Origin of the sequence: Sulfitobacter sp. F26204 (genome assembly GCF_026410305.1) — a bacterium.
GTDB lineage: Bacteria > Pseudomonadota > Alphaproteobacteria > Rhodobacterales > Rhodobacteraceae > Sulfitobacter.
Genome location: NZ_JAPMLQ010000011.1, coordinates 13,728 through 39,503, shown reverse-complemented (window position 1 = coordinate 39,503; position 25,776 = coordinate 13,728). Strand labels below are relative to the sequence as shown.

At 56.0% G+C, this 25,776-nt stretch carries 24 protein-coding genes; 8 read left to right on the top strand and 16 right to left on the bottom strand.

Going from position 1 to position 25,776, the window contains the following annotated elements; translation table 11 throughout:
- Positions 1-13 precede the first annotated feature (13 nt).
- From OS190_RS18780 to OS190_RS18770, 3 genes are read right to left on the bottom strand one after another with little or no spacing between them, the layout of a single operon-like run.
- Positions 14-922 carry a ParB/RepB/Spo0J family partition protein gene (locus OS190_RS18780; RefSeq protein WP_267160240.1) on the bottom strand — a complete coding sequence of 303 codons (909 nt, stop codon included), beginning with the start codon at positions 920-922 and terminating at the stop codon, positions 14-16.
- Positions 922-2,253, bottom strand: a complete 1,332-nt coding sequence (locus OS190_RS18775) for an AAA family ATPase (RefSeq protein ID WP_267160239.1) — start codon at positions 2,251-2,253, stop codon at positions 922-924. The genes OS190_RS18780 and OS190_RS18775 overlap by 1 nt, the downstream gene beginning before the upstream one ends.
- Positions 2,254-2,297: 44 nt before the next feature.
- On the bottom strand, positions 2,298-3,167 hold the full coding sequence (locus OS190_RS18770; protein WP_267160238.1) for a helix-turn-helix domain-containing protein: 870 nt from the start codon (positions 3,165-3,167) through the stop codon (positions 2,298-2,300).
- A gap of 462 nt (positions 3,168-3,629) precedes the next feature.
- Between OS190_RS18770 and hemF the strand changes: the two genes are divergently transcribed.
- Both hemF and OS190_RS18760 read left to right on the top strand, forming a co-directional pair.
- The gene (gene hemF / locus OS190_RS18765; protein ID WP_267160237.1) at positions 3,630-4,511 is read left to right on the top strand and encodes an oxygen-dependent coproporphyrinogen oxidase; all 882 of its coding nucleotides are present in this window, start codon (positions 3,630-3,632) and stop codon (positions 4,509-4,511) included.
- Positions 4,512-4,783: 272 nt separating this feature from the next.
- Entirely contained in the window at positions 4,784-5,365 is a 582-nt protein-coding gene (locus tag OS190_RS18760; RefSeq protein WP_267160236.1) for a helix-turn-helix transcriptional regulator, read from the top strand.
- Between the two features lie 65 nt (positions 5,366-5,430).
- On the opposite strand, the gene OS190_RS18755 is transcribed toward OS190_RS18760, so the two are convergent.
- From OS190_RS18755 to OS190_RS18695, 13 genes are all read right to left on the bottom strand, one after another.
- Positions 5,431-7,215 carry a pilus assembly protein TadG-related protein gene (locus OS190_RS18755; RefSeq protein WP_267160235.1) on the bottom strand — a complete coding sequence of 595 codons (1,785 nt, stop codon included), beginning with the start codon at positions 7,213-7,215 and terminating at the stop codon, positions 5,431-5,433.
- Positions 7,205-7,636: a TadE/TadG family type IV pilus assembly protein gene (locus tag OS190_RS18750; RefSeq protein ID WP_267160234.1), complete on the bottom strand. Its 432-nt coding sequence runs from the start codon at positions 7,634-7,636 to the stop codon at positions 7,205-7,207. The genes OS190_RS18755 and OS190_RS18750 overlap by 11 nt, the downstream gene beginning before the upstream one ends.
- An 8-nt stretch (positions 7,637-7,644) precedes the next feature.
- A complete protein-coding gene (locus OS190_RS18745; RefSeq protein WP_267160233.1) occupies positions 7,645-8,613 on the bottom strand; it encodes a type II secretion system F family protein in 969 nt (322 codons plus the stop codon).
- Positions 8,606-9,550: a type II secretion system F family protein gene (locus OS190_RS18740; RefSeq protein ID WP_267160232.1), complete on the bottom strand. Its 945-nt coding sequence runs from the start codon at positions 9,548-9,550 to the stop codon at positions 8,606-8,608. Before OS190_RS18740 ends, OS190_RS18745 begins: the two co-directional genes overlap by 8 nt.
- 11 nt (positions 9,551-9,561) lie before the next feature.
- Positions 9,562-11,169, bottom strand: a complete 1,608-nt coding sequence (locus tag OS190_RS18735; protein WP_267160231.1) for a TadA family conjugal transfer-associated ATPase — start codon at positions 11,167-11,169, stop codon at positions 9,562-9,564.
- Positions 11,166-12,389 carry a CpaE/TadZ family protein gene (locus tag OS190_RS18730; protein WP_267160230.1) on the bottom strand — a complete coding sequence of 408 codons (1,224 nt, stop codon included), beginning with the start codon at positions 12,387-12,389 and terminating at the stop codon, positions 11,166-11,168. The genes OS190_RS18735 and OS190_RS18730 overlap by 4 nt, the downstream gene beginning before the upstream one ends.
- A gap of 96 nt (positions 12,390-12,485) precedes the next feature.
- On the bottom strand, positions 12,486-12,698 hold the full coding sequence (locus tag OS190_RS18725; protein ID WP_267160229.1) for a Flp family type IVb pilin: 213 nt from the start codon (positions 12,696-12,698) through the stop codon (positions 12,486-12,488).
- Between the two features lie 513 nt (positions 12,699-13,211).
- Entirely contained in the window at positions 13,212-14,687 is a 1,476-nt protein-coding gene (locus OS190_RS18720) for a carboxypeptidase M32 (RefSeq protein WP_267160228.1), read from the bottom strand.
- A complete protein-coding gene (locus tag OS190_RS18715; RefSeq protein WP_267160227.1) occupies positions 14,684-15,709 on the bottom strand; it encodes an ABC transporter ATP-binding protein in 1,026 nt (341 codons plus the stop codon). The genes OS190_RS18720 and OS190_RS18715 overlap by 4 nt, the downstream gene beginning before the upstream one ends.
- Positions 15,706-16,671, bottom strand: a complete 966-nt coding sequence (locus tag OS190_RS18710) for an ABC transporter ATP-binding protein (RefSeq protein ID WP_267160226.1) — start codon at positions 16,669-16,671, stop codon at positions 15,706-15,708. Before OS190_RS18710 ends, OS190_RS18715 begins: the two co-directional genes overlap by 4 nt.
- Positions 16,668-17,606 (bottom strand): ABC transporter permease, encoded by a 939-nt coding sequence (locus tag OS190_RS18705; RefSeq protein ID WP_267160225.1) that lies wholly within the window; start codon positions 17,604-17,606, stop codon positions 16,668-16,670. The genes OS190_RS18710 and OS190_RS18705 overlap by 4 nt, the downstream gene beginning before the upstream one ends.
- Positions 17,606-18,580, bottom strand: coding sequence for an ABC transporter permease (locus OS190_RS18700; protein WP_267160224.1), 975 nt, complete (start codon positions 18,578-18,580; stop codon positions 17,606-17,608). Before OS190_RS18700 ends, OS190_RS18705 begins: the two co-directional genes overlap by 1 nt.
- A 111-nt stretch (positions 18,581-18,691) precedes the next feature.
- Positions 18,692-20,260 carry an ABC transporter substrate-binding protein gene (locus tag OS190_RS18695; RefSeq protein WP_267160223.1) on the bottom strand — a complete coding sequence of 523 codons (1,569 nt, stop codon included), beginning with the start codon at positions 20,258-20,260 and terminating at the stop codon, positions 18,692-18,694.
- A gap of 180 nt (positions 20,261-20,440) precedes the next feature.
- Here OS190_RS18695 and OS190_RS18690 point away from each other — a divergent pair, with 180 nt between their 5' ends.
- Genes OS190_RS18690 through OS190_RS18665 form a run of 6 tightly spaced genes read left to right on the top strand, consistent with a single transcriptional unit; the run spans position 20,441 to position 25,732 of the window.
- Entirely contained in the window at positions 20,441-21,457 is a 1,017-nt protein-coding gene (locus tag OS190_RS18690) for a GntR family transcriptional regulator (RefSeq protein ID WP_267160222.1), read from the top strand.
- Positions 21,444-22,145, top strand: coding sequence for a creatininase family protein (locus tag OS190_RS18685; protein ID WP_267160221.1), 702 nt, complete (start codon positions 21,444-21,446; stop codon positions 22,143-22,145). Before OS190_RS18690 ends, OS190_RS18685 begins: the two co-directional genes overlap by 14 nt.
- Positions 22,142-23,161 (top strand): ketopantoate reductase family protein, encoded by a 1,020-nt coding sequence (locus OS190_RS18680; protein ID WP_267160220.1) that lies wholly within the window; start codon positions 22,142-22,144, stop codon positions 23,159-23,161. The genes OS190_RS18685 and OS190_RS18680 overlap by 4 nt, the downstream gene beginning before the upstream one ends.
- On the top strand, positions 23,152-23,907 hold the full coding sequence (locus OS190_RS18675) for an SDR family NAD(P)-dependent oxidoreductase (RefSeq protein ID WP_267160219.1): 756 nt from the start codon (positions 23,152-23,154) through the stop codon (positions 23,905-23,907). Before OS190_RS18680 ends, OS190_RS18675 begins: the two co-directional genes overlap by 10 nt.
- Positions 23,904-24,809 carry a polysaccharide deacetylase family protein gene (locus OS190_RS18670; RefSeq protein ID WP_267160218.1) on the top strand — a complete coding sequence of 302 codons (906 nt, stop codon included), beginning with the start codon at positions 23,904-23,906 and terminating at the stop codon, positions 24,807-24,809. Before OS190_RS18675 ends, OS190_RS18670 begins: the two co-directional genes overlap by 4 nt.
- Positions 24,806-25,732, top strand: a complete 927-nt coding sequence (locus tag OS190_RS18665) for an isoaspartyl peptidase/L-asparaginase family protein (protein WP_267160217.1) — start codon at positions 24,806-24,808, stop codon at positions 25,730-25,732. The genes OS190_RS18670 and OS190_RS18665 overlap by 4 nt, the downstream gene beginning before the upstream one ends.
- Positions 25,733-25,776: the final 44 nt, after the last annotated feature.

Sequence of the window (25,776 nt, the reverse complement as noted above, 5' to 3'; positions counted from 1 at the left end):
TTTGAACACGCGATCATTCTGACAACAGGTCTGCTATCTGGGCCGCGAGCCACTTCTGATCCACCTCTTTGCCGGTCTTTACCGCGACAGACAGCCCGCCACTGGCGGGTTTGATTGTCACTTTCAATCCCGCACGGTTCACCTCAACCACTTCTGGTTTGGACTTTGGTTTGGATGCCGGTTTCTTTTCCTTTGCCCGCAACTGCGGAATGATCTTGCGAAACTCTCGTTTGGGGGTCGTGGCAATGTCCACTTCCGCCACAATCCGGTCATGCATCTCGGCGCAGGCCCGGCCAAGCGACACATCACCCTGGGCGACTCCCAGACGTGCTGCGACCTCTTCCTGGGTCAGATCTGTCAAAGCGTCAGCCAGCACCCCGATCGAAAGCAATTCCTCAAACCCGCTGAGATTCTTGCGCATCGTGTTTTCGTGAAAACGTTCCTCAAGGTCGGCAAGCGCACGATCACCGCTTTCCGTAGCGACCACGGCCTTGACCTTGATCCCCAATGCCTCACAGGCCGCCAATCGACGGCGCCCCGATTGGATCACAAAGGTATCAGCAGACTGCAACGGGTAATCCAGTTGCGGTTTCCAGTCCTTCTTGAGCGGGCGCACACGGATCGGCTGCACCTGCCCGCGTCGTTTGATATTCTCAACCAAAGCCAGAAACTCGGCGTCCTTTTTCCAGTCTCCCAATCGATCGGTACCTGCATGGTCAAGGATCTGTCGGGTCTTCAACTCAAGCGCCAAAGTACCGTTCACCACACCCTTGGCAATGCTCTCGCGGGTATCGGACAGACGTTGTTTGAGCATGTTCATGGCTGAACCGCCCCACATGCCACCCATCGCGGGGGCGTCCGCCTGAGGCGGCTCAACAGCAGGTGTTACCGCGGCTCCTTCCAGTTTACGTTTGCGTGCCATCAGTTCCACCTTTCATCAATAAATGTCTGCGCAAACCCCCGTGGCGGCAAATGCGGCAGGCATCGTGTGACCAACATATCGTTCACGGCATTGGCATTTGTCATAAAGGCCTTGGCGCTGGTCCGTCGGCTGCGCGGAGGCAGATACTCATAAATGCTTTTGTATTCCTCGGCCGCATTTGCAATCGCGTCTGACCGGCTGTACCAAACCTGGCTGATCTCACGCGGGGAACGTTTGTACAGATCGAGTATTTGGTCCGTATCCTGATTATTTTGTTCCTGTACAATGGTCGGCAAAACAATGTGTTCCCCTGCGCCAACCTCCAGATCACTTTCGAAACTCATGATAAAGTCCAGATATTCACCGATATTCCCGACATAAGTTGCCAACGTCGCCAGATCAAAACCCTTCATCGTTTGTGGAATGACCACAGAATCCGCCGCGACCAATCCATTCAATTGCATCAGTGTAAGAGAAGGTTGTTGATCAATCACGATCACATCGAGCGTTTCGTTAAGAGCGCTGTCAAACTTAGCGGCATCAAAGGCCCCGTCTGCATCCCGCAGGTCAGCAGCGCGAAGGGACGGGGGATTGGCATCAACCCAGCGTGCAATTGCATCGCGCAGTACCCGATAGACCGGCACGCGCGCCCCTTGCGACAAGAAGAACAGACTGATGTCACCATTCTGGATATTCGCACCACCTGGAATCAACCGCGTGCCGGGCCACGGGGTAGGGCGCCAGATCGCGTCAATCTCGGCGTCGGAACGCTGGCTCAATTCTGTGCTGCCCGGATCATCCACACCCATGAACTCGGCCAAGGTCGCGGTGTCCGGTGAGAACAGCGGCAATTCGGCATCAGCAAAGTAGAGGCTGGCGGTCGCCTGGGGGTCCGCATCGATTATACCCACCCGCAAACCGTAAAAAAGCGAAAGGTATTGGGCGAAATGTGCCGCAGTCAACGACTTGCCGGTTCCGCCCTTCTGTGCACCAAAGGTGATTACCTTTATCGGATCCCCTGCCTGACGCCAGTATAGATGCTCTCGCCGCGCGCCTGGACGGCTGGCAAGGATCCCCCTGATCTGCATGATTTCCGACGGGGAAAAGCTGCGCTCGCGTCCGGACCGCTTTCCTTCGGGGAACGAGGGTTCGTCCTTGTCGATGCGGGTGAGATAGGTTGCATCAACAGCCAGAAACTCCGCCACTTCCGTCATCGAAAAACGGCGGGAAACGCGGCTACGCATCGTCAAATCACGCTGCAGCTTTGTGTTTACCTGGCTCATTACGCGGCCAAGATTGCGGATAAACTGTTCGAATTGCCCGTATGCCATCAGATTAATACGCCATGTTTATATCCGCGGATATATTGCTTTTGTTATGCTGCCACCTTGGCCGCAGAGGGCCGGGAGGACAAGCTCGAAGAATATGTTTTCCAGCGCTTCAGGTAAGAAGCAAGAAGTTTGCACTCGGCCTCAGGTCCGTTTCTGGCAGGCAGTTCCTTGAGAATTCTCTGCAATTGAGTGGCCGATGGCGGTTTTGCCCAATGGGGCTTCCATAGATTGTTCATTATGGAAATGAAATGCGTTACCTGATGTTCATAAATCAAACCGCTTCGCAAGGTTCTGCGTGCTTCAATGCAAAGACTTTGGGGCTTTATTCCTTTTTCATGCAGAAATGCCTCGAAAGCTGGGATTATATCCGCGGATATATCCGTCTTTCCTGTCGCTACCCGATCTCGTGTTGTTGCCAGCAGGGTTTCGCTGGGCCATCTTTCGAAGCTTGGATAGGGAGCACGTCCAACAAGGTCTTTCCAGGACGGGACCAATTCCCCAGAAATCTCATCTACAGGACTCTGATTTTTATGACTCTGATTTTTAGTTCTTAACGGGCGTTCAACAGGTTTAACACTGCGTTCAGAAGATTGGCTCAGTTGTTTGCGCCAGGACTTCCAGAAGATGACGCAATAGCGCAGCCTGTAATTGTACCCATTCGCCATTTTCTGGGTCTCTGTTTCAATCAATGAGGCATCACGCAATTCCGCGATGTAGCCGGACACTGCGGCGCGGGAACGGCCAAGCCGCTTTCCCAGCTGCGCAAGTGAGGGCCAGCATTGTCCCTCAAGGTTTGCCATCCGGCACAGTTCGGCAAGTGTTCGAAAGGCACCCGGAGACAGATCAAGGTCAAAGACCGAAGCGGGCAGGGCGACAAACCCTTTCTTAGGGTCTGTTTCTAGAATATCAGGCACAAAACCTCCTCTCCTGCGAAGCAAGGCTTGCAGTGATTCGATGGCTTTGGTACTGTCGAAGATGAAAAGACGGACAGTAGCAAAGCTGACGTTTTACATGAGGGCTCGTGTGGTTGCCGCCGCGCGGGCCCTTTGATTTATAGCATTGGGATAACTGCTGCCGTGGATGCGCCTCCTGTTTCTTGCAAATCCCGACCGTCCACAAAAGTTTGTGCCGGGAATCGTTACACTGCCTCATTGGAGGTTTTGACCCCCTTAAGCCGACAAATAGACTTCATTTGGTGCAAAATGCAATGACTAATGTGTTTTAGTCCTGTATCAGGCCCGACATCCCTGTACTGATACCCTGGAACAACCCAGACTGACAGGTGATCCAGATCAAATACAAAGGTCTGACTTTCCATTTAAACTTTTGAAAGCCGACGTTAGGCAGGAATTGAAGCAGACTGAGAAAAGTTCATCATGACAAAAAACCTTGAAACCGAAAAAAGCCAAGCCTCACACTGGTTTCGTCAATTGCGCGACGAAATTGTCGGGGCATTTCACGCATTGGAAGATCGCCACGATAGCAGCGCACCTGCCGGGCGGTTCGAGGTTCGCAAAACCACCCGCGGTTCTGATGACGGCACCGATGCAGGCGGCGGTGAGATGAGCGTGATGCGTGGTGGCCGCGTCTTTGAAAAGGTCGGGGTCAATATCTCTACCGTCTACGGCACCCTGGGGGAACGCGCGCAATCCGCGATGGCCGCCCGCAAGGGAATCCCAGGTATGCAGAATGATCCCAGGTTCTGGGCATCGGGCATTTCACTGGTGGCGCATATGCAGAACCCGCACGCCCCGGCGGTTCACATGAACACGCGCATGTTCTGGACGCCGCATGCCTGGTGGTTCGGTGGCGGGGCCGATTTGAACCCCTGTATCGAATATGAGGAAGACACGGCACATTTTCATGCTGCGATGAAAGGGGCCTGTGACCCGCATGGCGCCACCCTGTATGACGAGCTGAAGGCCTGGGCGGATGAGTATTTTTACATCCCGCATCGCAAGCGGGCGCGTGGGGTAGGGGGCATTTTCTATGATGATCGGAACACCGGCGATTGGGATGCTGATTTCAAACTGACGCAAGATGTCGGTGCTGCGTTCCTGCCGGCATTTGTCCCGGTTGTCGACAAACGCCGGATCCAGGCCTGGAGCGATGCGGATAGGGACACCCAGTTACAGCATCGCGGGCTATATGCGGAATATAACCTTGTCTATGACCGCGGGACAAAATTTGGCCTGGAAACAGGGCACGATCCCGAGGCGGTTCTGATGAGTTTGCCCCCGGTCGCAAAGTGGTATTAGATTCTTGATCGGCTTATCCTGAGGGGTTCGATCGCGGCGCATATCCCGGTCAGGGCGCGCCGCGTTGCGATGGGCGGGTCCATTCCAATGACGCCCGGCATCGGCGGCAGAGTGGTGTTTTCAGGTATTTTTCCCGAATCGCAGCAGGTTTTACCCCATTTTCAGGGGTAAAATTGGCCGCTATAAGTTGAAATCTTTAAAAGTGACATGAATTAGACACAATTATCGCGAAAATGCTCTCCTAACTTAACCAGGCAAAGTAGGGGTCTCAAATGGTACGTTATGTGGTTTCCGGTTTCTTCCTCGTTTTTGGTGTGGCAGCACTGAAAACATCATTCGTAGTCAGCTACTTTCTGGACCCGCTCAGCACCGGCATTGCAACGATATTGGGTTTGTTCGCCTTGTTCTTCGCGCTGACCAGCGGCGTCGCCTATTTTTGTTTCAAGCAGATGAAATCCTATATTGAAGGTGAACGCATTCAACGGCTCGCACCGGGTGAAGGGACACCAGCCGCCAAGGAAAGCGTCATCGCACGCAATGCACGTGACTGGGGATTGTCAAAAGCAGAAGCGGATGTTGCCATTTTTGTCGCCAAAGGGTTTTCTAACAGTGAGGTTGCAGAAATGCGCGGATGTGCCATTGCGACGGTCAAATCGCAACTTGGCAGCATTTATCAGAAATCGGGGCTGGGTTCGCGGTATCAGTTGATTGCATTTGTGACCGATGAGGTCTGCGCCATGGCGAATGCTTCGAATGAAGAACAAATGGGCAAGAAGGAACCGTTTTTCACACGCAACATCTTGCCGCTTGTTGGTCGTACTAAATTCGTTGATTTTGTAAAACTGAAAGCCTGAGCGACCCTTTTCAAAAAGCGTGCCGAGTCTGGCACGCTTTTTTTGCGTCTGCTGTTTGCCTATACTCACTGTACCAACCTCACCAATTCGCAGTGATGGCCGGTCAGTTCCAACTCTCCTTCGCCCAGCCGGATCCCCAGGCTGTTCAATGCGGAATCGACCACGGTATCAAGTGGCCCCGCGAGCGTTGTCAGCAACTGGCCGGGCAACACGGCAAGAAGCGTTGTCACCAATGGTGCCGCCAAACCCGAGATCAATCCTTCTTGTCCCGGCTTCACGCGCAGTTCTGTGTTGGCCGGTGACAGCAGGCTTGAAATTCCCGAAGATAGCAAATCACCCGAACCGAAGTATTTGGTCGTATTGCCCGCCTTCACCTCTGCACGGGTAAAGGTGATTTCCTCTGTTTGCGATTGGCCCAGGGCGACGTTGGAACGGGCCTGAATGGTGACACCGGCGATCACGATGTCCGGCAACAAGGGCAGTTCGATGCGAAGCGTCACATCCAAGATGTCGGCAAAATCCACCGAAGAGGGGGCGATTGGGCCGCTGTTGAACATGTCTTCATTGATTGCGCCCAGATAGAGTGCCGCGACAGAGGTGCCATTCTCCGGGCTTAGTGGCGTTGAATCGGTCGTGAAACGCGTGGCAACCGCCTCTGTCTCTGGGGAAGCACAGTTGATTTCATCCAGGGTTGCGGTTGCTCCGGCTACCTCTACGTAGAGCGGGACGTTCAAACGGGTTGCGGAGATGCCGACGCCAAGATCGCCCAGAAGGTCAGGCACCAAATCGATATTGGTTTCCAATCGTACAGCCGCACGATGCAATTGCACGTCTTCCTCACCAAGAGCGACCCATCCGGATCTGGCAGGTGGTTCACCTGCCGCAAGACGGGTGGTGACCGAAGTGACGCCAGGTACGGACACATCGGCCGAAAGCCCCATTTCAAGTTGGTAGGCTTTGGAACTGGCAACCGCTTGTACAATATCAAGAGCGGATAATTCGATTTCGGAGGCAAATTCGATCGCCGTCAGGCCAAGTTCGGTATCGATCCCGCCGATGATCGCCTCAATCGGAAGCCCAAATGACGCCCCTCCGGATGCGATTTCACCAATCAGGCCTGCCACACTGGAAGGCAGCAGGCTTTGCAATGATGCCAGGACCTGCCCGGCATTGGTCTGTGCATCCAGAATTGCCGCCGGATTGCGTGCGGCATTGCCGATGCGTTGATCCAGATCATTAAGGAGATCTCCGATGTTGACCTCGGCATCTGCCAACATCTCGATTTCTCCTGCGGTGAGCGAAACCTCTGCACCCAGAGTCTCGGACAGCAGTGAATTCAGCCCGCCTTCGTCCAGACGGATGATGTTGCTGTTCAAGGAGAAACTAGCCGCGCCGGTCCGTATCGCTGTCGAACTGCGAGTCAGCTGCAAGGTATCTTCGTCGGTGAAAATCTTGGCAAAGTGCAGGGGTGCATCATCCTGCAGGGTGAGAAATACAGAGTTGATGCCCGGGCTACCGGCAGGAAGCGGCGTAAACCGGTCTTCTCGTGCCACTTCGGGATTGCGCAGAAAACGTCCCGTCTGAAGCGTGTTCAGTGTCTCGCTGCCCCGGTCGTTTTGGCCAAGCGCATGTATCGCGCGGGCATTGGCTGAATCCGTATCTATGACACTGCTCATCGCGGCCAGATCACCGTCTGACTGTAGTTTGGCGCGTTCGCGGTACAGTGCTGCAACATCGACACCGAGGGCCACGAAACCGATCAGCACAGTCAGCAGCAAGGATACGATCACCGCAACGGCGCCGCTTTCCTCGCGGGCAAAGGACGTCCACAGGTTTGGCTTAATAGGCAAGGAAGGAACTCCCCTTGATATCTGCAATGTTGAGTCCCAGAAAGCTGTTTGCAATGGCCAGTACGGATCCGTCGATTTCGTAGGTGACATTGACGGTCATGCTGGGGGGATTCGCATCGCTGGTGATAATCTGTGGGCTGACCGACTCCTGTATCAACAGTGGATATTTGAGGCTGGCATCTGCCAGATAGGCGGCAGCCAATTCGGTACGTTCCTGCATGTCTAGTCCCGCCACGGATGCGCGCACTGCGTCAGTAGCAAGTTGCGCGACAGAGTGGCTGACGCCGATGAAGTATCCGATAACTATGATGCCGAACACCAGCCCGAACAGCAAAGGCGCAATCAGAACGAATTCGATGGCAACGGCACCGGATTGGTCCCGGCGGAAGGTGTTGAGAAACGAGATCGGGTTATAGGTCATTTTATGTCTCATCTACCCGCAATGATGTTGTCAAAAACGCTTAATCCGGCCGGACCTACAAGAACGACAAAGACCGCCGGCATGATGCAGAAGATCAACGGCAGGGTCATGAGAACCGGTAGCCGCGCGGCCTTTTCCTCAACCGCCATCAACCGATTGCTACGTTGTTCTGTGATCAATGTGCGCATCGCCCGTGCGAAGGGTGTGCCATACCGGTCCGATTGATCCAGGGTCTGGGTAAATACGCCGATTTCCGGCAGGGGTACACGTTGGTTCAGCTTTTCATATGCGCTGCGATAGTCATTGGTCATCGCCATCTCTGACACCATTTGCAAGACTTCCTGTGCCAGTTCGGGGTGGGACAGGGACAACTCATGTGCGACGCGGTGCAGGGCAGGCTGTGGACCAAGACCGGCTTCGGATGTAATGACAATCAACTCAAGCATATCCGGAAAGCTGTTGCGAATACTGTCAAGGCGCCTCTTGCGGCGGAAGTCGACAAAGAGATCAACGCCCTTTGACAGGGCCAGGGCAGAGCCAATGACAATTGCGACAGGCATCAGCATGTCGATGTCAAAATCCTTTGTTGCGGCGACCCAGATCAGACCGCCCACCAGGGCACCAAGGGGTAGAACAGTCTTGAGGAAAGCATAGATCAGCAATGCATCGCGGCTGCGATACCCGGCCGAGGAAAGTTCTGCCGCGGTTTCACGCGCCTCACCGCCCAGCACCACGGCAAGACGTTCGCCCACCGTGACAATGACATGACGCAGCCGGGCGGTGAAGCTGTTGAACAATTTGTCAGAACCTTGCGACCTTGCACCACTGCGCGCCTGTTCAGATCCGTTCGCACGGCGCAGGCGTGCTGCGCGAAGGCTTCTCTGACGTTCGGAATAATATAATGCCGCCAATGCAAGCATTGCCGATGTGAGACCAGTGAAGGCCATCCAGAAAACCTGTAACAATGAGTCAGACATTGAGCTTCCCCATCCGCAACATGATAAAGACACCAAGACCAACACTTGTGATCGCGGCAAGTGACATAACCTGTCCTCTGGGATCTGCGTAAAGCGGTTCAAGGTAGCTGCCGTTCAACACCGCCAGTACCAGGGCAACGGCAAAAGGCAGTGCGGCGAGGATCGTTGCGCTCGCCCGGGCTTCTGATGACAGGGCGCGGGCCTTTTTGCGCAATTGCCGGCGGTTACGCAGTTGGGAAGCCAGGTTCTCCATCGTTTCGATGAGGTTGCCACCTGTTTCCGCCTGCAACGAGGTTGAAACCGCAAAGAATGTCACTTCGGGCAAAGGCAATCGCAGGCTTAACCGGTCAAGGCTTTCTGGCAGGGAGGTGCCCATGCGCACTTCATCATGACAGCGGGTGAATTCGTGCAGGATCGGCCCCTTGGAGTTATCGACGACTATGGCCATCGAATCCATAACCGGACGCCCCGCACGCAGGCCCCGTGCAAAAATATCAAGCGCTTCAGGGAGATCGGCGGCAAATGCCTTTTTGTAACGGGTCTGGGCAATGTTCAGCACGGACATCAGCACACCAAGGACGACGCAAGCCGCAACAGGCAGCGCAAGCAGGGGATGGATACCGACCACCAAAACGGTCAACGCATAAACACCTAGCAAGCCGAGGCCGAGTTGAATCAACAACTCCGACACGCTCAGGCTGAGGCTGGTCTGGTCGAGCTGGCGTTCGATGAAAGCAATGATGCGTTCGACACGATTGGTGGGCCGTGTCTTTGGACGTTTCTTACCCATCAATTTTACGGACTCGGCGGTGACTTCACCCTGTGCGGCGCGGTTCAATCTGGCAAGATGGCGACGGCGCTGGCGATCGGCAAGAATGAAACCGAACAGCAACAAGGCCGCGTTCAGGATAAAACCGACGATAAGGGAGATGGTCATGACAGACATCTTCAGTTCCCCAGGATTGCATCAAGTTCGTCAGCGACACCGTAGTCGGCGGCGCGGCTGGCAAAGTTTGGCCGATAGCCGGAATAGATATGTTCACCGGTCACCTTGACTCGCGTGCTTGCCGGATCGGTGCGGAAGGTAAACAATTCCTGTAGAGTGATGACATCGCCTGAGATGCCGGCAACTTCGGAAATCGAGGTGACGCGCCGCTTGCCGTCGCGCATTCGCGAAACCTGCACAATCAGATGTACGGCATCAGCAAGCTGTCGGCGCACGACACCGTCACCGGGTGCAAAGCCTGCCAGTGCTGCCATGCTTTCAACGCGGGTCAGCGCTTCGGCGGGAGAGTTGGCGTGCAGCGTGCTCATGGATCCGTCATGGCCGGTGTTCATCGCCTGCAACAGGTCCAGGACTTCATCGCCGCGTACCTCGCCGATGATGATGCGGTCAGGGCGCATGCGCAGTGCGTTGCGTACCAGTGTGCGCATCGTGATCTCGCCAACCCCTTCGACGTTGGGGGGGCGGGTTTCAAAGCGCACGACATGGCTTTGCTGAAAGCGCAGTTCGGCGGCGTCCTCGATGGTCACGATCCGCTCGCCTTCGGGAATAAAGCCGGACATGGCGTTCATCAGGGTGGTTTTGCCAGACCCGGTGCCACCTGACACAAGAACATTCAGGCGCAGATAAGCCGCCAGGGACAGAAAGCGGCCCATTTGCGATGTGAGGCTGCCCCCTTCAATGAGATCGTCGAGTTTCACGGGCGCCGAGGGGAATTTACGGATGGTGATTGTCGGTCCGTCGATGGCCAGTGGTGGCACGGCAATGTTCACGCGACTGCCATCGGCAAGGCGCGCATCGACCATTGGCTGGGATTCATCAATCCGCCGCCCGATGGCCGAAACAATCCGGCTTGCCACGGCAAAAACATGGGCGTTGTCGCGGAAACGAATGTCTGTCAGCTCAAGCTTGCCACCGCGTTCGACATAGATCTTGTCGGGACCGTTTACCATGATGTCGGTGATCCGGTCGTCCGCAAGCAGGGCTTCGAGGGGACCAAGGCCCAGCATGTCTGCCAGTACGGCAGAAACAAGTTCCGAAACCTCGCGTCCGTTCAGATGCAGTTTGTTCTTGGCTGACAAGGCTTCGATACCGGAACGGATCAGGCTTTCTTGTTCTTCGCGCGGTTTGGAAGCCAATTCAGTGAAGTCCAGGAACTCAAGCAGCGAATGCACGACCTCGTTGGCAAGCGTCAGCAATTTCATTGAAGGTGTAGCGGCGGGCGCAGGCCGGGCCGGCGCCGTTTGCCGTGGCGAAGGTGCGGCCTGATGAACAGGGGGCTGCTCGGGGACCTGCATCTGCGTTGTCAGCTCAAGAGGCGCGGCAGCGGGTACAGGTCTTGGCGCATCAGGTTCAAGCATGGAGATGGCTTCGGCCAGAATCTGACGTTGCAGGGCGAGAGGCCAGTGGAATTCGCCCTGTTCAACGACAAAAGACACGGCAGAATTTGCCCGGTCTTCAGCGCTAAAGCCGTCTGCGTTGATTTGTTTGGCGATTTCAACGACTTGCGCAACAGCGTCGCGCATAGAAGGTTGATTCACATGCAATGTCATGCGGGGGCTCTCTGAAAGAACCCAGCGCGGGCGCTACGCTGTTGAGGTTTTTCTTCTTTTTTGACGGGTGCGACAGCCAGGTTCCAAAGGCTGCGGGTTGCCTTTGCATGTGGGCTGCGCGGTTGCATCTCTACCAGTGGTTTGGCGGCACGATGTGCCTTGCGGATCGCGGCCTCACTATTGGGAATGATGGCGGCCATGTCATGGCCGATCGCCTTTTCGATGTCCCCACGCGACAGCTTTGCATCCTGACGGAATTCCGACAGGACAGGAAGAATTTTCAGGTTGGGCGCCTGGGATTTCAGAAGCGTGATCATCCAGCTTGCGACATTCACGCCGGCATATCCCGCCGGCATCACAAGAACCAAGGTATCAAATACCGTGGCATAATCGCTCTGCTGAAGCAGGGCGGCGCGTGGTACATCCACAACTACCGCCTCGAAATTCGATTTCAGGGCATCAATCAGATGAGGAAATGCAACGTTCAATTTTTCTGTACTTTGGCTTGGATGGACCTGTTGCGCATAGAGCGCCAGCCGGTCGTTCAACTGTTCCATCGTTGCCCCGAGGAAAGTCGGGTCGATCCGATCGGGTGTTGACAGGGCCTCTTGCAAACCGCGCGTGTCCTTGCAATCCAGATCTATTGCCTGTGTTCCAAACCTCAGATCTGCGTCGATCAGGGCTGTTCGCAGGTTTGGTCCTTTTGCTGCTGAAGCATGAAAGGCAAGGCTTTGTGCCAAGAGGCTGGCGCCTACACCGCCATTGCATCCCACGACACCGATACTTGTTCCCAGTCGGGTTTCAACAGCGGGTGCCGGATCCTGGATGCGCGGTGCAGCCCGGCTGTTCGCGGCCATGATTTCTTCTGGTGATACGGGAAAGGCAAAATATTCGGTAGCGCCCGCATTGAGCAGGGCGCGGTAGGTACCAAGGTCCGACCGGTCGCCCAGAACGACCACATTGGCGCCTGTCTGGCAGATTTCGCTCACGCTTTCACAGGCGGCGTCCAGTGACATGTTGCCCATTTCGGTGATAATGGTTTTTGCTATCTGTGCGCCGGTACAAAGGCGCGCAGCGCCCCCAAGGCCACCACCATGCATCGCGCTTTGATCACAGGCGGCCAGATCAACAACGGCGCGGGCAACCTCGGCACCTTGGTCGGTACAGACATATGCGGCCAGAGTTGCGGTTGCTGCATTTTGTGAGGATGAATGGGTCATCAAATCTCGCCTCGGGCAAAGTAACAAAAGCTGGAGTAACGGTGCGCATGCGGACTCGTCGGCCGCATGCGCAAACCATCTGGTTTACCGCTTTGATTAATCGCTTGTGCCTGTAATGCCGGCATCTGTCAGTGCGGAACTCATGGTGCTGAAGCCTTCGTCACTTTGTTTGCCCAACAGTGCAACGGAGGTTACGATCACGGCACCCACAAGGGCGGCAAACAGGCCGTATTCAATGGCGGTTGCACCGTCTTCATCTGTTACAAATGTGCGAACGGCTTTGTTCAGTGCTTTGCGTGTAAGGGTCATGTCGCGTTCTCTTTTCGGTTTGAAGGGATCGGGAGTGATCCGGGATGAGGTAAAGACTGACGCGGTCTGAAAAGGAGCGGTATCCCCCTTGTGGGTGAAAGCAACGCCATCATCCCAAGGTATGATGTCTTTCATACCATAGGATGATAGAGTTCTGGCCTGTTTGGGGCGGCTGCCGGGCACCGATATGGCGGCATTGTGGCGGCTGAATTTTCCGGAAAAACAATGGAAAAATCCCAGTAAATCCAAGTGCTGAATTCTCGGTGATTCGCATTGATGGCCGGAAAATGCCGGCTCATTCCGGCGATGATTCTGTCGCATTGTCATCGCGTTTGTTGCGGGGTGCTGACGTCCGGTTCGAAACTTTGTATGACTGAGCCGTGCAACGATGGCTCGCGCCGCGAGGGAGGTGCGCAGAGAGATGCAGGGTAGGGGCACAACGGGGCAGAGCCAGGGCCCGCAACGGCGTTTGCATCGGCCTGGTTGCTTGTTACCAAACCCGTCCTTCGCGCATTACTGCGCGAACTTGTTTTGAAGGTAGTCCAGATAGGGTTTTGTATTTGTTGCAGACAGCCCCAGGTTTTCCAAAAGTTCAGCCCGCGATCTGGAGCGGCCATGCTGCCAAACGGACTCGGACAGTTCGGCCCGAAGAGGGGCGGTATCCGCACGGATCAAGGCCTTGCGTATCTCCGGTTGGGCGGTCTCAAAATGCGCCATGAGGAGTGCCGCTGTGGCATTGCCAATGGAATAGGTTGGAAAGGACCCGATGTAACCTGAAGACCAATGCACGTCCTGCAGGCATCCATTGGCGTCATCTGCGATCTCGACACCGAGATCATTGCGCATGGCTTCGCGCCATACAGCAGGCAGGTCAGCCACAGCAAGGGATCCGTCCATCAATGCCATTTCCAGCCGGACCCGGAGCATGATGTGCAGATCATAAGTCAACTCGTCTGCCTCTACACGGATCGGTCCCGGTTCAACCCGGTTAATGGCCGCGACAAACTCTGTTTCGCTCACATCGGCCAATTGGTCGGGGAAGGTATCGCGCAGGCGGGGATAATGTGCCGCCCAAAAGGCGGGGCTGCGCCCGACGTGATTTTCAAGCAATCGCGACTGGCTTTCGTGCATGCCAAAGCTGGTGCCGCCGACAGCATAAAGACCGATCATGTCGGTCGCGAATACGCCACGCGTATGGATCGGTGCGACGCCTTGCTCATAAAGGGCATGGCCCACCTCATGGATTGATCCAAAAATCGACATGGGCAGATAGTTTCGCGGCCAGCGCGAGGTGATGCGCACGTCGTTTCTGGTAAAGCTGATCTCGAAAGGGTGCACCGCGGTATCCAGGCGGCCACGGTCGAAATCATACCCGAGCGCGCGTGCGGTTTCGGCGGCAAATTTCTGCTGCAGTTCAGGCGGGTATTCACGATAGAGGAAATCGGTCCTGGGGCGCGGGCGTCCTTTGGCCTTGTCCAGAACCGGCAGGATGCCCTCACGCAGTTCATCAAAGAAAGTAGCAAGGCGGGCGGCCGTTTCACCGGGTTCGAAAATTTGCACCATCGGGTCATAGGGGTGGGCGTCATAGCCAAGCGCCGCGGCCTTTTCGCGGGCCAGGGCGACGACCTTTTCGAGATGAGGCTGAAATATGGAAAAGTCAGAAGCGTGTCGCGCTTGTGCCCATGCGGTGCCGGCAAGGGTGGCTTGTTCCGCCTGTGCTTGCAACAGGCCGGCGGGCAGTCGGGCGTGATGTTTGATTGCAGCATTCACCGCAGCGGCGGCAGCAGGATCGTCTGTGGCGTCAACCGCCTCTTGCATTGCGGGTTCAAGCAACATCTCACGGGCGATCCCCATCAGTGTCGCCACCTGTTGTCCGCGCGTTTCGGCCCCCATCGCGGGCATCTGTGTGCGGGCATCCCAATTAAGTGTGTTGACGGCACAAAGCACATCGTTGAGCCGACCGATGCGGGTATTGAGATCCGTGCTCATGCTGCAGCCCTCAGCGGTTTGCCGACACCGCCATCATTGAGATGGCAGGCGACGGTTCGGTTCGTGCCTGCGTCGCTCAGTTGTGGTGCCTCGACGCTGCACCGCTGACCGGCCAGAGGGCAGCGCGGATGAAAGGCGCAGCCCGAGGGCGGGTTGATCGGGGAGGGGATTTCACCCTTGATGGCTTCAAAGCGACGCTTGCCCGTCCCGACTGTGGGCACAGAGGCAAAGAGCGCCGAAGTATAGGGGTGTTTGGGCTCCAGGTAGAGTTCATCCGCCGGCGCGAGTTCGACCAGGCGGCCCAGATACATAATTGCAACCCGATCACAGACATGTCGCACAACCGATAGGTCATGACTGATAAACAGCGCGGTCAGCCCCAGGTCACGCCGTAGTTCCATAAACAGATTCAGAACCTGTGCCTGAATCGAAACATCGAGCGATGCCACCGCTTCGTCCAGCACCAGAACCTCGGGTTCCATTGCCAGGGCGCGGGCGATGGCCACACGCTGTCTTTGACCGCCGGAAAACTGGTGTGGCAGGCGATCGGCATAGGCACCTTCCAGCCCCACCTTTTCGAGCAATTCCCGCATGCGCTGCTGTACATTCCTGGCTGGAATGATCTTGTGATAGCGCGGCCCTTCCGAGAGCGTTTCACCAACTTTCATTCGTGGATTGAGCGAGGCAAAGGGATCCTGATGGATCATTTGTACCTGCGTTGTAAGTTTGTCCACATTACCGCCCTGTGCGCGGGCGATGGGTTTATCATAAAGGGTCACGCGCCCGTCACTGGGTGCATAGATACCGGACACAACCCGACCCAGCGTAGACTTTCCACAGCCGGATTCACCGACGATCCCAAGGACTTCGCCCTGCATGACGGACAGGGAAACGTCAGTCAGGGCATGAACCGTTACGGGTTTACCGCCGCCAAGAACCTTGCCGACCAATCGTTCTGCCAAACCCGGCATACGGGTGAATCTTTTGGATACGTTTTCGATTTTGAGAATTGGGTCGGTCATGATCGCTCCAATGGGTGGTGGCACAGGACGGTCTGGTTGTCTTTGGTGTCTTCCGGCGGTGTGACGGTGCAGGCGTCGCTTGCACGGGGGCAACGAGGCCGGAAAGGACAACCCTGCGGCAGTCTGGAAAGCTGCGGCGTTGATCCGGGGATCTGGGGCAACGGCGTGCCCGGCGTATGGCGTGCGGGTATCGAATCCAGCAGGCCCTGAGTATAGGGGTGGCGCGGATGTTCGATAACCTGTTGGGCGGAGCCCCGTTCGACGATGCGACCGGCATACATGACGCAGATGTCGTCCGCGAGACTTGAAACCACGGCAAGATCATGACTGATCCAGACGATAGCAGTGCCCATCTGATCCGCCAGATCGCGCACTTCGGCAAGGATCTGTCCCTGGATCGACACGTCGAGCGCTGTTGTCGCTTCATCAGCAATGATGACCGAGGGGCTGTGCAGCAATGCCATGGCGATGGCGACACGCTGGCGCATACCACCTGACAACTGATGCGGGTAAGCTTGCAGACGCTCACCCGGTGACGGGATGCCCACAGCTTCAAGGGCCTGGCGCGCCTGTTCCAGCGCGTCGGTTTTTGACAGTTTGCGATGCACACGCACGGCCATTGCCATCTGATCACCGATCCGCAACACCGGGTTGAGGGTCATCATCGGATCCTGAAACACCATGGCAACCTTGTTGCCGCGCATCTTGCGCATGCCCTCATCGTTCAGGCTGCGCAGATCCACTCCGTCAACAAGAACCCGGCCCGCTGATATGTTGCCGGGTGCATCAATCAGTCCCATGATGGAGAAGCCCGTGACGCTCTTGCCAGAGCCGCTTTCTCCGACGAGGCCAAGGATGCGTCCCTTTTCAACCGAAAAACTGACGTCATTGACAGCGGTGACAGCATCGCCGCGTGTCGCGAAGCGGGTGGTCAGGTTTTGAACGTCTAATGCAGCGGTCATCGGCTGTTCCTTGGGTCAATGACGGTCCTGACTTGATCTCCGACAAGATTGATTGCGACAACTGTGATCATGAGAAAGATACCGGGATAGATCGAAAGCCAGTAACGTCCGGCATGGATGTATTTGAACCCGTTCGAGATCAACGACCCCAACGACGGTTCGGTGAGCGGCAGGCCGACCCCGAGAAAGGACAGGGTCGCCTCTAACGAGATGGCGCTTGCGACCTGGACAGTGGCCACGACGATCAGAGGCGGTAATACGTTGGGCAGGAGATGCTTGAACATGACGCGCCAGGTGGGCAGGGGGGTTGAACGGGCGGCCTCGATATAATCCTTGCGTCTTTCGACGGAGGCCGCGCCATGTGTGGTGCGCGCGAAATAGGCGTATTGCGCGACAACAAGGGCAAATATGATCTGGGGAATGCCCTGACCCAGCATGGCAACCATGACAAGCGCCAGAAGAATTGCAGGCATGGAAAGCTGCAAATCGACGATCCGCATAAGAAGCGCTTCTATTCTGCCACCAAAATAAGCTGCAGTCAGGCCGACCGTGATACCGGCCGCCAGTGCAAAGACACCGGCCGAAATGCCGATCATGAAGCTGGTGCGCAATCCATAAAGGATCGCTGACAGCATGTCGCGCCCTGCATTGTCGGTGCCAAGCAGGTGGGCATAACCACCGGATCCGACCGTCCCGGGGGGAAGAAAGGCATCCAGCCAGTCGAGATTGGCAAGGTCATAGGGATCTTGCGGTACGAAATAGGGCGCGCCGAATGCGCCGACCAAAAGCATGATGAAAACGATCAAGGCGCCGATGGCGACCCAGGACTGGCGGTAGTCCGACCAGAAGTTGTGCAAACGCATGGCCCGTGTTTCGGCAGGTGGTGCGGAAGGCAGCGCTGATAAATCGGCCGCCGGTGTCAGACTATCAGGCATTATGAACCTCCTTTCAGGCGGACCCGCGGATCAAGCCTTGCATAGATCAAATCGACGATAAGATTGATGAGAACGAAGAGGATGACGACCATCACCAGATAGGACACCATGACGGGGCGATCGAGCTGGAGAATGCTGTCAATGATCAGTTTCCCGACGCCGGGCCAGTTGAACACGGTTTCAGTCACAACAGCAAAGGCAAGGGTCGAACCCAGTTCCAGTCCGAATACTGTTACCACGGGGATGGAGATATTGCGCAGGATGTGGCTGAACACGATCTGCCGGTCCGGCAGGCCTTGCGCCCGAGCAAACCGCACATATTCCGCGCCCATGGCTTCGACCATGCCGGCCCGGGTAAGACGGATCAGCAGGCCCATCTTGAACAGGGACAGGTTCACTGCGGGCATGATGATGTGTGACCAACCGTTTGATGTTGCGAGAGAGGTTTTGAACCACAGGAATTCCGCAACTTCGCCGCGCCCGCCCGAGGGGAGCCAGCCCAATTCGACTGCAAAGGCCATGATCAACAACATGCCGATCCAGAATGTCGGGACGGAAAAGCCAAGAACAGAAAGGGCCATGATCAGTTTGGCCCCGATGCTGTTGGGGCGGTAACCGGCATAAAGCCCCGCAGGGATGCCGATGCAGGCCGCGATTGTCACGGACACCAGCACAAGTTCGAGAGTGGCGGGGAGGCGTGAAAAGACCAGGGATGTCACTGAGATGTTGTAGACCATCGACCGGCCCAGATCACCCTGGAACACATTGCCGACAAAGGTGAAATACTGCCGCCATAACGGTTGATCCAGACCGTATTGGCGGATCAGGTTTTCGCGGATTTCCTGCGTGGCACCGGGATCGATCATCACGTCAATCGGATTGCCGATGGCGTAAACGCCAACAAAGACGATAACCGACATGGCGAATACGACAACAACTGCCTGCGAAAGCCGCGCGACGAGATAACCAAACATCACAACCTCATGTTTTGCCCTTATCATAAAGGCTTTTGCCGGATCAGCCGGTCATCAGATAGACGCTGGTGCACAGGGATTTGTTGCGCACCAGCAGGGAGTTTACCCAGTTTATTCCGGGGTAATCTCGTAGGCGCGGGTTTCCTGGTCGACGCGTGGGTTCATATCCAGAACACCGGATTTGGCGGCCCAGACAGTCTGGAGGATCACGGTCGGGATCAAGGCGCGGTCTTCCATCGCGATAAAGGAGGCTTCCTCGTATAGGGCGCGACGTGCGTCCGGATCAAGGGTTTGGCTGCCTTCACCAAAGACCCGGTCGAATTCGGGGTTTGAATAACCCGAGCGGTTGAAGTTGCCAAAACCCTTTTCCGCGTCCTTGGTGTGGGTCAAGGCACCGTATGTATAGGCGGCTTCACCGGTCAGCGTTCCCCATGCCGACATGGTCATGGTGAATTCTTCACGCGCAGCAGCGGGGAAGTAAACGGTGCCGTTCAGTGCCTGTGCATTCACGGTCAATCCAAGGCGTGACCACATCTGGGCAAGTGCTTCACAGACGACTGCATCACCGGGTACACGGTTGTTCGTGCAGGTGAAATCAATTTCGAAACCGTCGGGATAGCCGGCCTCTGCCAGCAGTTTCTTGGCCTGCTCGATGTCATATTCGCGTTTGCCCAGCTTGTCAGTATATCCAAAGAACCCTTCAGGCATGAGTTGCGTTGCCGGTTTGCCCAGACCTTCCAGAACGACGTTGACCAGCACATCGCGGTTGATTGCCAGATCCAGGGCTTTGCGGACTCTGAGATCCTGAAGCGGATTACCCTCGACCTCCTTGCCGTTGACCTTGATCGGCTGCGGTTCCTCATCCTTTACCGACGGGGCGATGTTCAGAATATAGACTGAATCCGATACAAAGGTTTCGAGGTTGTTGTCACCTTTCATGGAAAGATAGTCAGTTGCGGGAACATAGTTGATCAGGTCGACCTGACCGGATTTCAATGCTGCAACCCGGGCGGCGTCATCCGGAATTTCCTTGCGTGTCACCTTTTCCCAGGCAGGCGCGCCGCCCCAGTAACCGTCGAACCGTTCAAGTACCAGATCGCCTTTTGGCTGCCAGCTTACGAATGTGTAGGGGCCGGTGCCGATTGCTTTTTCACCGGAGTTGAACTCTTCGTTGCCGACGTCTTTGCCGGTCTCGGTTGGCACGACGAACAAACGCGTGAAATCGTTTGGCAGGGACGGAGCCATGCCCTTGGTCTTGATCCGCAGCGTGGTCGGATCGATCACTTCAACGCTGTCCACGTATTTTGTGTAAAGCGTCATAGGCATCGGGCCGGTGACTTCGGGAATGCGTTCGATCGAGAATTTGACATCCTCGGCGTCGAAATCGGAACCATCGTGGAATTTCACGCCCTCGCGCATCTTGAATTCCCAGGTTGTGTCGTCGATCGCCTCCCAGCTGACCGCCAGGCCCGGTTTGAGCTGCAATTTGTCATCCACATCGACGAGCGTATCAAAAACATGGCGCAGCGCCTCTGCCTGACTGCCCAGTGTTGACCAGTGCGGATCGATAGAATCGGGTCCGGCGCGAAGACCGATTGTCAGGTCTTGCGCCATTACGGCAGGCGCAGCCGCAAGAATAGCAAGCGTGGCAAGGCCTGACCTCAGGGTATTTCTTAGCATTTTGTCCTCCATCTGTTATGGTGTGCTGTAACACTACGCATTCTATAATTTTAACGTCAAGAAAATATGCCTGTTTGACACAATTAAATTTGCAAATGCATGGAAGCTGCGTAATAATTGGTGTGAAATCGGGTAGAAAGAATGCTTGATTGCGTAATTGTTATATGTGACTGGTACACTATGGATTCCGTTGAAACAGGTGAAATCGATCCGGCCTTGGAGCGGCTGACGGCGGCAATAGATCCGTCATCGTCAGTGCCGGTGTCTGTGCAATTGCGGGGTGCCCTGGAATATGGAATCGCCGCTGGCGACATTCCTGCAAACACTCGGCTTCCCTCTGTGCGTCGTCTTGCTGCGATTCTGAAACTGTCGCCTGTCACGGTCAGCGGCGTCTATGCCGCGCTTCAGGAGCGCGGGCATGTGGCCGGTCGCATCGGATCGGGCACTTTTGTCGCGGATCGGGCGCGCCCCCCCGCCACGCAGGCACGCAAACTGGAAGATTTTCAACGTCAGGTTTCGGACCTGATCCAGTTGGGTCTTGAGCTGGGCCTGTCCCGTCAGGACATTGCATTTCGTGTCTCGATGGCACCGGAGGCGGCGGTCAGGCCCATGCGCATCCTGATGCTGGGTACTTTCCCGGATGCTACGACCGCCTATGCGGCGGATCTGGCCTCATATCTGAATGATCGTGACAGCATCAGCGCGGCAAGCCTTGCCGATATTGAGAAAGGGCAGGTTGTCGCTGCTGATTTGGTTGTGTGCCCGCACACGTTGACCGCCGACGCGGCGCGCCTGTTCCCGGATATTGCGGTTTTTGGGATCACGTTGATACCGAATGAGCAAACGCGCATCGCGCTGGCGGGTATCCCCCCCGAAGCGAAGGTTGGCGTTGTCTCCTACTTTGATGATTTTCTGCCGACGCTGAAAAGCGGTGTAAACCGGTTTGCCCCGCATCTGGGCCGTGTCACCGCAGTGCCGCGCGGATATGACGGATTGCCGGATCTCTTAAGTGAGGTGGACACTTTGATCTATTCCACGGGCGCAGGTTATCTGCGTGAAGGTTTGCGCCCCAAACAGAGCGCAATTGAATACCGTCACACGCCCGATAGCCATGATGTCAGGTCCAAGCTGTTGCCTGCGATCGAAACCATACGGGTCAATATCACCACAAAGGAAACGCAAGATGAAGATAAGTGAGAGCAATTGGTTCGAGGTCGAGGCCTATCTCAAGTCTGATGACCGCTGCGTCCTGCCGCTTGGCAGTACTGAACAGCATGCGCATCTCAGCTTGTCCGTGGATTCCATATTGTCGGGCAAGATTGCATCGGATGCGGCGGCGCCCTTGGGTGTGCCTGTTTTTCCTGCTGTGCCCTATGGGCTGACGCCTTATTTCATGGGCTTTCCCGGCACTGTGTCCTTGCGGTTGCGTACCTATGCTGCGCTGGTCCGTGACATTCTTGACAGTCTTTATGATACAGGTTTTCGGCGTGTTCTGATTGTCAATGGCCATGGTGGTAACAGCCCTGTTCAAACCGTCTGTGCGGAATGGATGCAGGATCGTGAAGGGGCCCGCTGTCGGTTTCATGATTGGTGGCGCGCGCCACAGACCTGGGCGGCGGTGCAAGCGCTTGACCCCATTGCCTCGCATGCCTCTTGGATGGAGAATTTTCCCTGGACGCGGCTAGAAGGTCGTCCTGTGCCGCCTGAACAAAAGCCATATGTGGATTTCGATCGTTTGCGTGATCGCAACGCGCTGGGGGTGCGCAAGCTGATCGGTGACGGCAATTACGGCGGTCACTATCAAAAGCCGGATGCCGATATGGAAAAGATCTGGGATATTGCGGTGGCAGAGACCCGTTCCCTGCTTGAGGGAGACTGGGAATGACCGACGATACGATCCTGATTTGGGGGGCTGGTGCGATCGGGGGTGTCCTTGGTGCCTATTTCGCCCGGGCGGGGCACGCGGTTCATATGGTCGATATTGTCGAGGAACATGTGCACGCCATCCGCGAAGGAGGTTTGAAAATCGAGGGTCCGGTTGACTCTTTTACCCAGGTACTGACCGCGGATACGCCTGATACGCTTGTCGGTAGGTTCCGTCGGGTGATCCTGGCGGTCAAGGCACATCATACGGAGCAGGCGCTTGAAATGCTCATGCCGCATCTTGCGTCGGATGGTTTTGTCGTATCGGCGCAGAACGGCCTGAACGAGCGGTTGATTGCATCGCGGATCGGAGAGGAGCGTACCCTTGGTTGTTTCGTCAATTTTGGTGCCGACTGGATTGAGCCGGGTCTGATTTTGTATGGAAACCGTGCGGCAGTAGCCTTGGGAGAGCTTGACGGCAGCGACAGTGCGCGGCTGCGCGACATGCATGGTTTGTTTGGTATTGTAGAGCCCGATGCAGTCAAAACGGAAAATATCTGGGGCTACTTATGGGGCAAGATGGGCTATGGGGCGTTGTTGTTTGCGACCGCGCTCACACCTGCATCGATGTCCGATGCGATGGACCGGGCACAAAGCCGCTGTGTTTTTGCCGAATTGGGTGCAGAAGTCATGACCCTTGCCGCGGCTGAGGGGGTTGTGCCTATCGGGTTCAACGGGTTTGATCCGACCGCCTTTCGCAACCGTGATGTAAAGGCCGTCGATGAAGCCATTGACAAGATGGTTGCCCACAACCGCAAGACAGCCAAGACACATTCAGGCATTTACCGTGATCTGGCGGTGCGCAAACGCAAGACCGAAGTGGATGCCCAGATCGGAATTTTGGTTGAAATCGGTAAAAGCCACGGCATTGCGACGCCCGTCCTTGCGATGCTGCATGGTTTGATCCGCGACATAGAAGACGGCAAACGCGCGCAATCCTGTGCGCTGCTTGATTTGATGGTACCGCTATGCAGTTGAACCTTGATGGAAAAGTGTTTGCGGTTACGGGCGCGGCACAGGGGATCGGCAGCGCAATTGTACATGGCTTGATCGAAGCGGGTGCAAGGGTCGCGGCATTGGATATTGATGAAAGCGGGTTGGCCAAATGCGCGGATCTGTCCGGTGCAACATGCTATGCGGGTGATCTTGGTAGTCAAAATTCAGCACAAGCCCTGTGTAACCGGGTCATCGCCGATCATGGCCAGGTCGATGGGTTGGTGACCGCAGCGGGTGGGGTGCGCGGCCAGATCGGCCACCCAATGGAGGAAATTGACGCTGCTGACTGGCATGCGATCTTTGCTGCCAATGTAGATGCTGCGATGTGGTGTGCTCAGGCCTTTGCGCCCGGTATGAAAACACGCGGTCAGGGAAGAATTGTCACGATAACTTCCGGTGCGGGCCTCAAGGCAAGTTTGACGGGGATTCAGGCCTATGCTGCTGCCAAACATGCAGCCGTCGGTTTGACCAAGCAGCTTGCGCTTGAGCTTGGCCCCTTTGGGATTACCGTCAATTCCGTTGCGCCGGGATTTGTCCTGTCGAATCCGGCCACAGAACGCCAATGGGAGGCTTTTGGTAAGGAACGGCAGCGCCAGATCATTGGCAATATCCATATGCGCCGTCTGGGACGCGCCGAGGATATTTCTGACGCTGTCACCTTTCTTTGTTCCGACAAGGCAAACTGGATCACTGGTCAGATCCTGCAGGTTGATGGAGGTCATGCATGACAGAACCGCATACATGGAGCGAAACCATCTGGCGCGGCAAGGTCGAAGCCGTGCGAGCGGGACAGTCGCTGCTGCCCAAGACATGGCCAGGCGGTGCGCGATGCGCTGTTGCCCTGTCGTTTGACAGTGACCACGAAACCAACGAATTGCGAGATGGTGGAAATTCTGTCGCACGCTTGAGCTGGGGTGAATATGGTGCGCGTCGCGGCATTCCACGCATCCGCAAGGTTCTGGACAGGTTCAGCGCAAAGGCCAGTTTTTTCGTCCCTGCGGTTTCTGCGCTTTTGCACTCCGAAGAACAACGCAGCCTGGTGGAAGAAGGGCATGAAATCGGCCTGCATGGGTGGATTCATGAACTTAACACCGGTCTGGGCGAAGATACCGAACGCGACCTGATGATGCGGGCAGCGGATGTATTGGAAAAAGTCAGCGGCATGCGCCCTGTTGGGATGCGCACCCCTTCTTGGGATTATAGCCCCAATACCCTGAGTATCGCGCGTGAGATGGGGCTATTGTATGACAGTTCCCTATTCTCGGATGATGATCCTTATGAGATTGTGCAGAACGGCGAGCCGACTGGATTGGTTGAATTGCCCGTGGAGTGGATTCGCGACGACGCGGTCTATTTCATGATGAACCGGTTTGGTGCGCAGCGCCCTTATACACCTCCGGCGGATGTTCTGGACATTTTTACGCGGGAATTCGAAGGGGCATATGCGGAGGGTGGCCTCTTTTTGCTCACGATGCATCCGCATGTCACAGGTTACCGGAGCCGAATTTTCATTCTTGAACAGCTATTGGAACGCATCACCGCCAAGGGTGATTGCTGGATCGCCACACATGCTCAGGTCGCACAGTATTGTGCGGGTCAGGCCGGGCTGACGACGAAAGGACCAAAATGACCAATTTTTCACTTGCGGTACACGGTGGGGCAGGCACGATCCTGAAATCAAAACTGACGGATGCGCTTGAATCGAAATATCACGCCGGTTTGCGCTGTGCGCTTGACGCGGGCTATGTGGTTCTTGCCGGGGGCGGTTCTGCCCTTGATGCAGTCGCGGCGGCGGTTTGTGCGCTTGAGGACGAACCCTTGTTCAACGCGGGCAGGGGGGCCGTTTTTACCTCAGAAGGCAAACAGGAAATGGACGCTGCCATCATGGATGGTGCAACCCGCGCGGCGGGGGCCGTTGGCGGCATTTTTGGCCCATGCAACCCTATCTTGGCTGCACGTGCGGTGATGGACAGGACCGACCATGTCATGTTGATCGGTCCCAATGCCCTGCAGGTTGCCCGTGACGCCGGAGTCGCATTTGCCGACACTGATTACTTCTTTACGCAGGCTCGTTGGGAGGCCCTGCAATCCACATTGCAAATGAGGGCCGGGGGAATCGAAGACGACGATCCCGCCCGTCGGCATGGCACGGTTGGCGCTGTGGCCTGTGATGGCAATGGCACTGTCGCTGCCGCTACCTCGACTGGCGGCATGACCGCGAAACTGCCCGGCCGCATCGGCGATACTCCGGTCATCGGCAGCGGTACATTCGCGGATAATGAAACCTGTGCGGTTTCAGGGACGGGTCATGGCGAAGTTTTCATCCGCTACACTGCTGCCGCTGAAATTGCCGCACGGATGCGCCATGCGGGTCAAACCCTGGAGGACGCCGCACATCATGTTGTAATGCATGATCTGGCAGAGAATGACGGATCCGGCGGATTGATCGCAGTAGACGCAAAAGGCACGATCACCATGCCTTTCAACTGTGAAGGTATGTACCGCGGTATGGTCACTCAGGATGGCGATTTCCAAACATTCATCTATCGGTAAAAACAAAAAGGAGGATGGGTTGCCCCATCCTCCTTTGGTCTGGC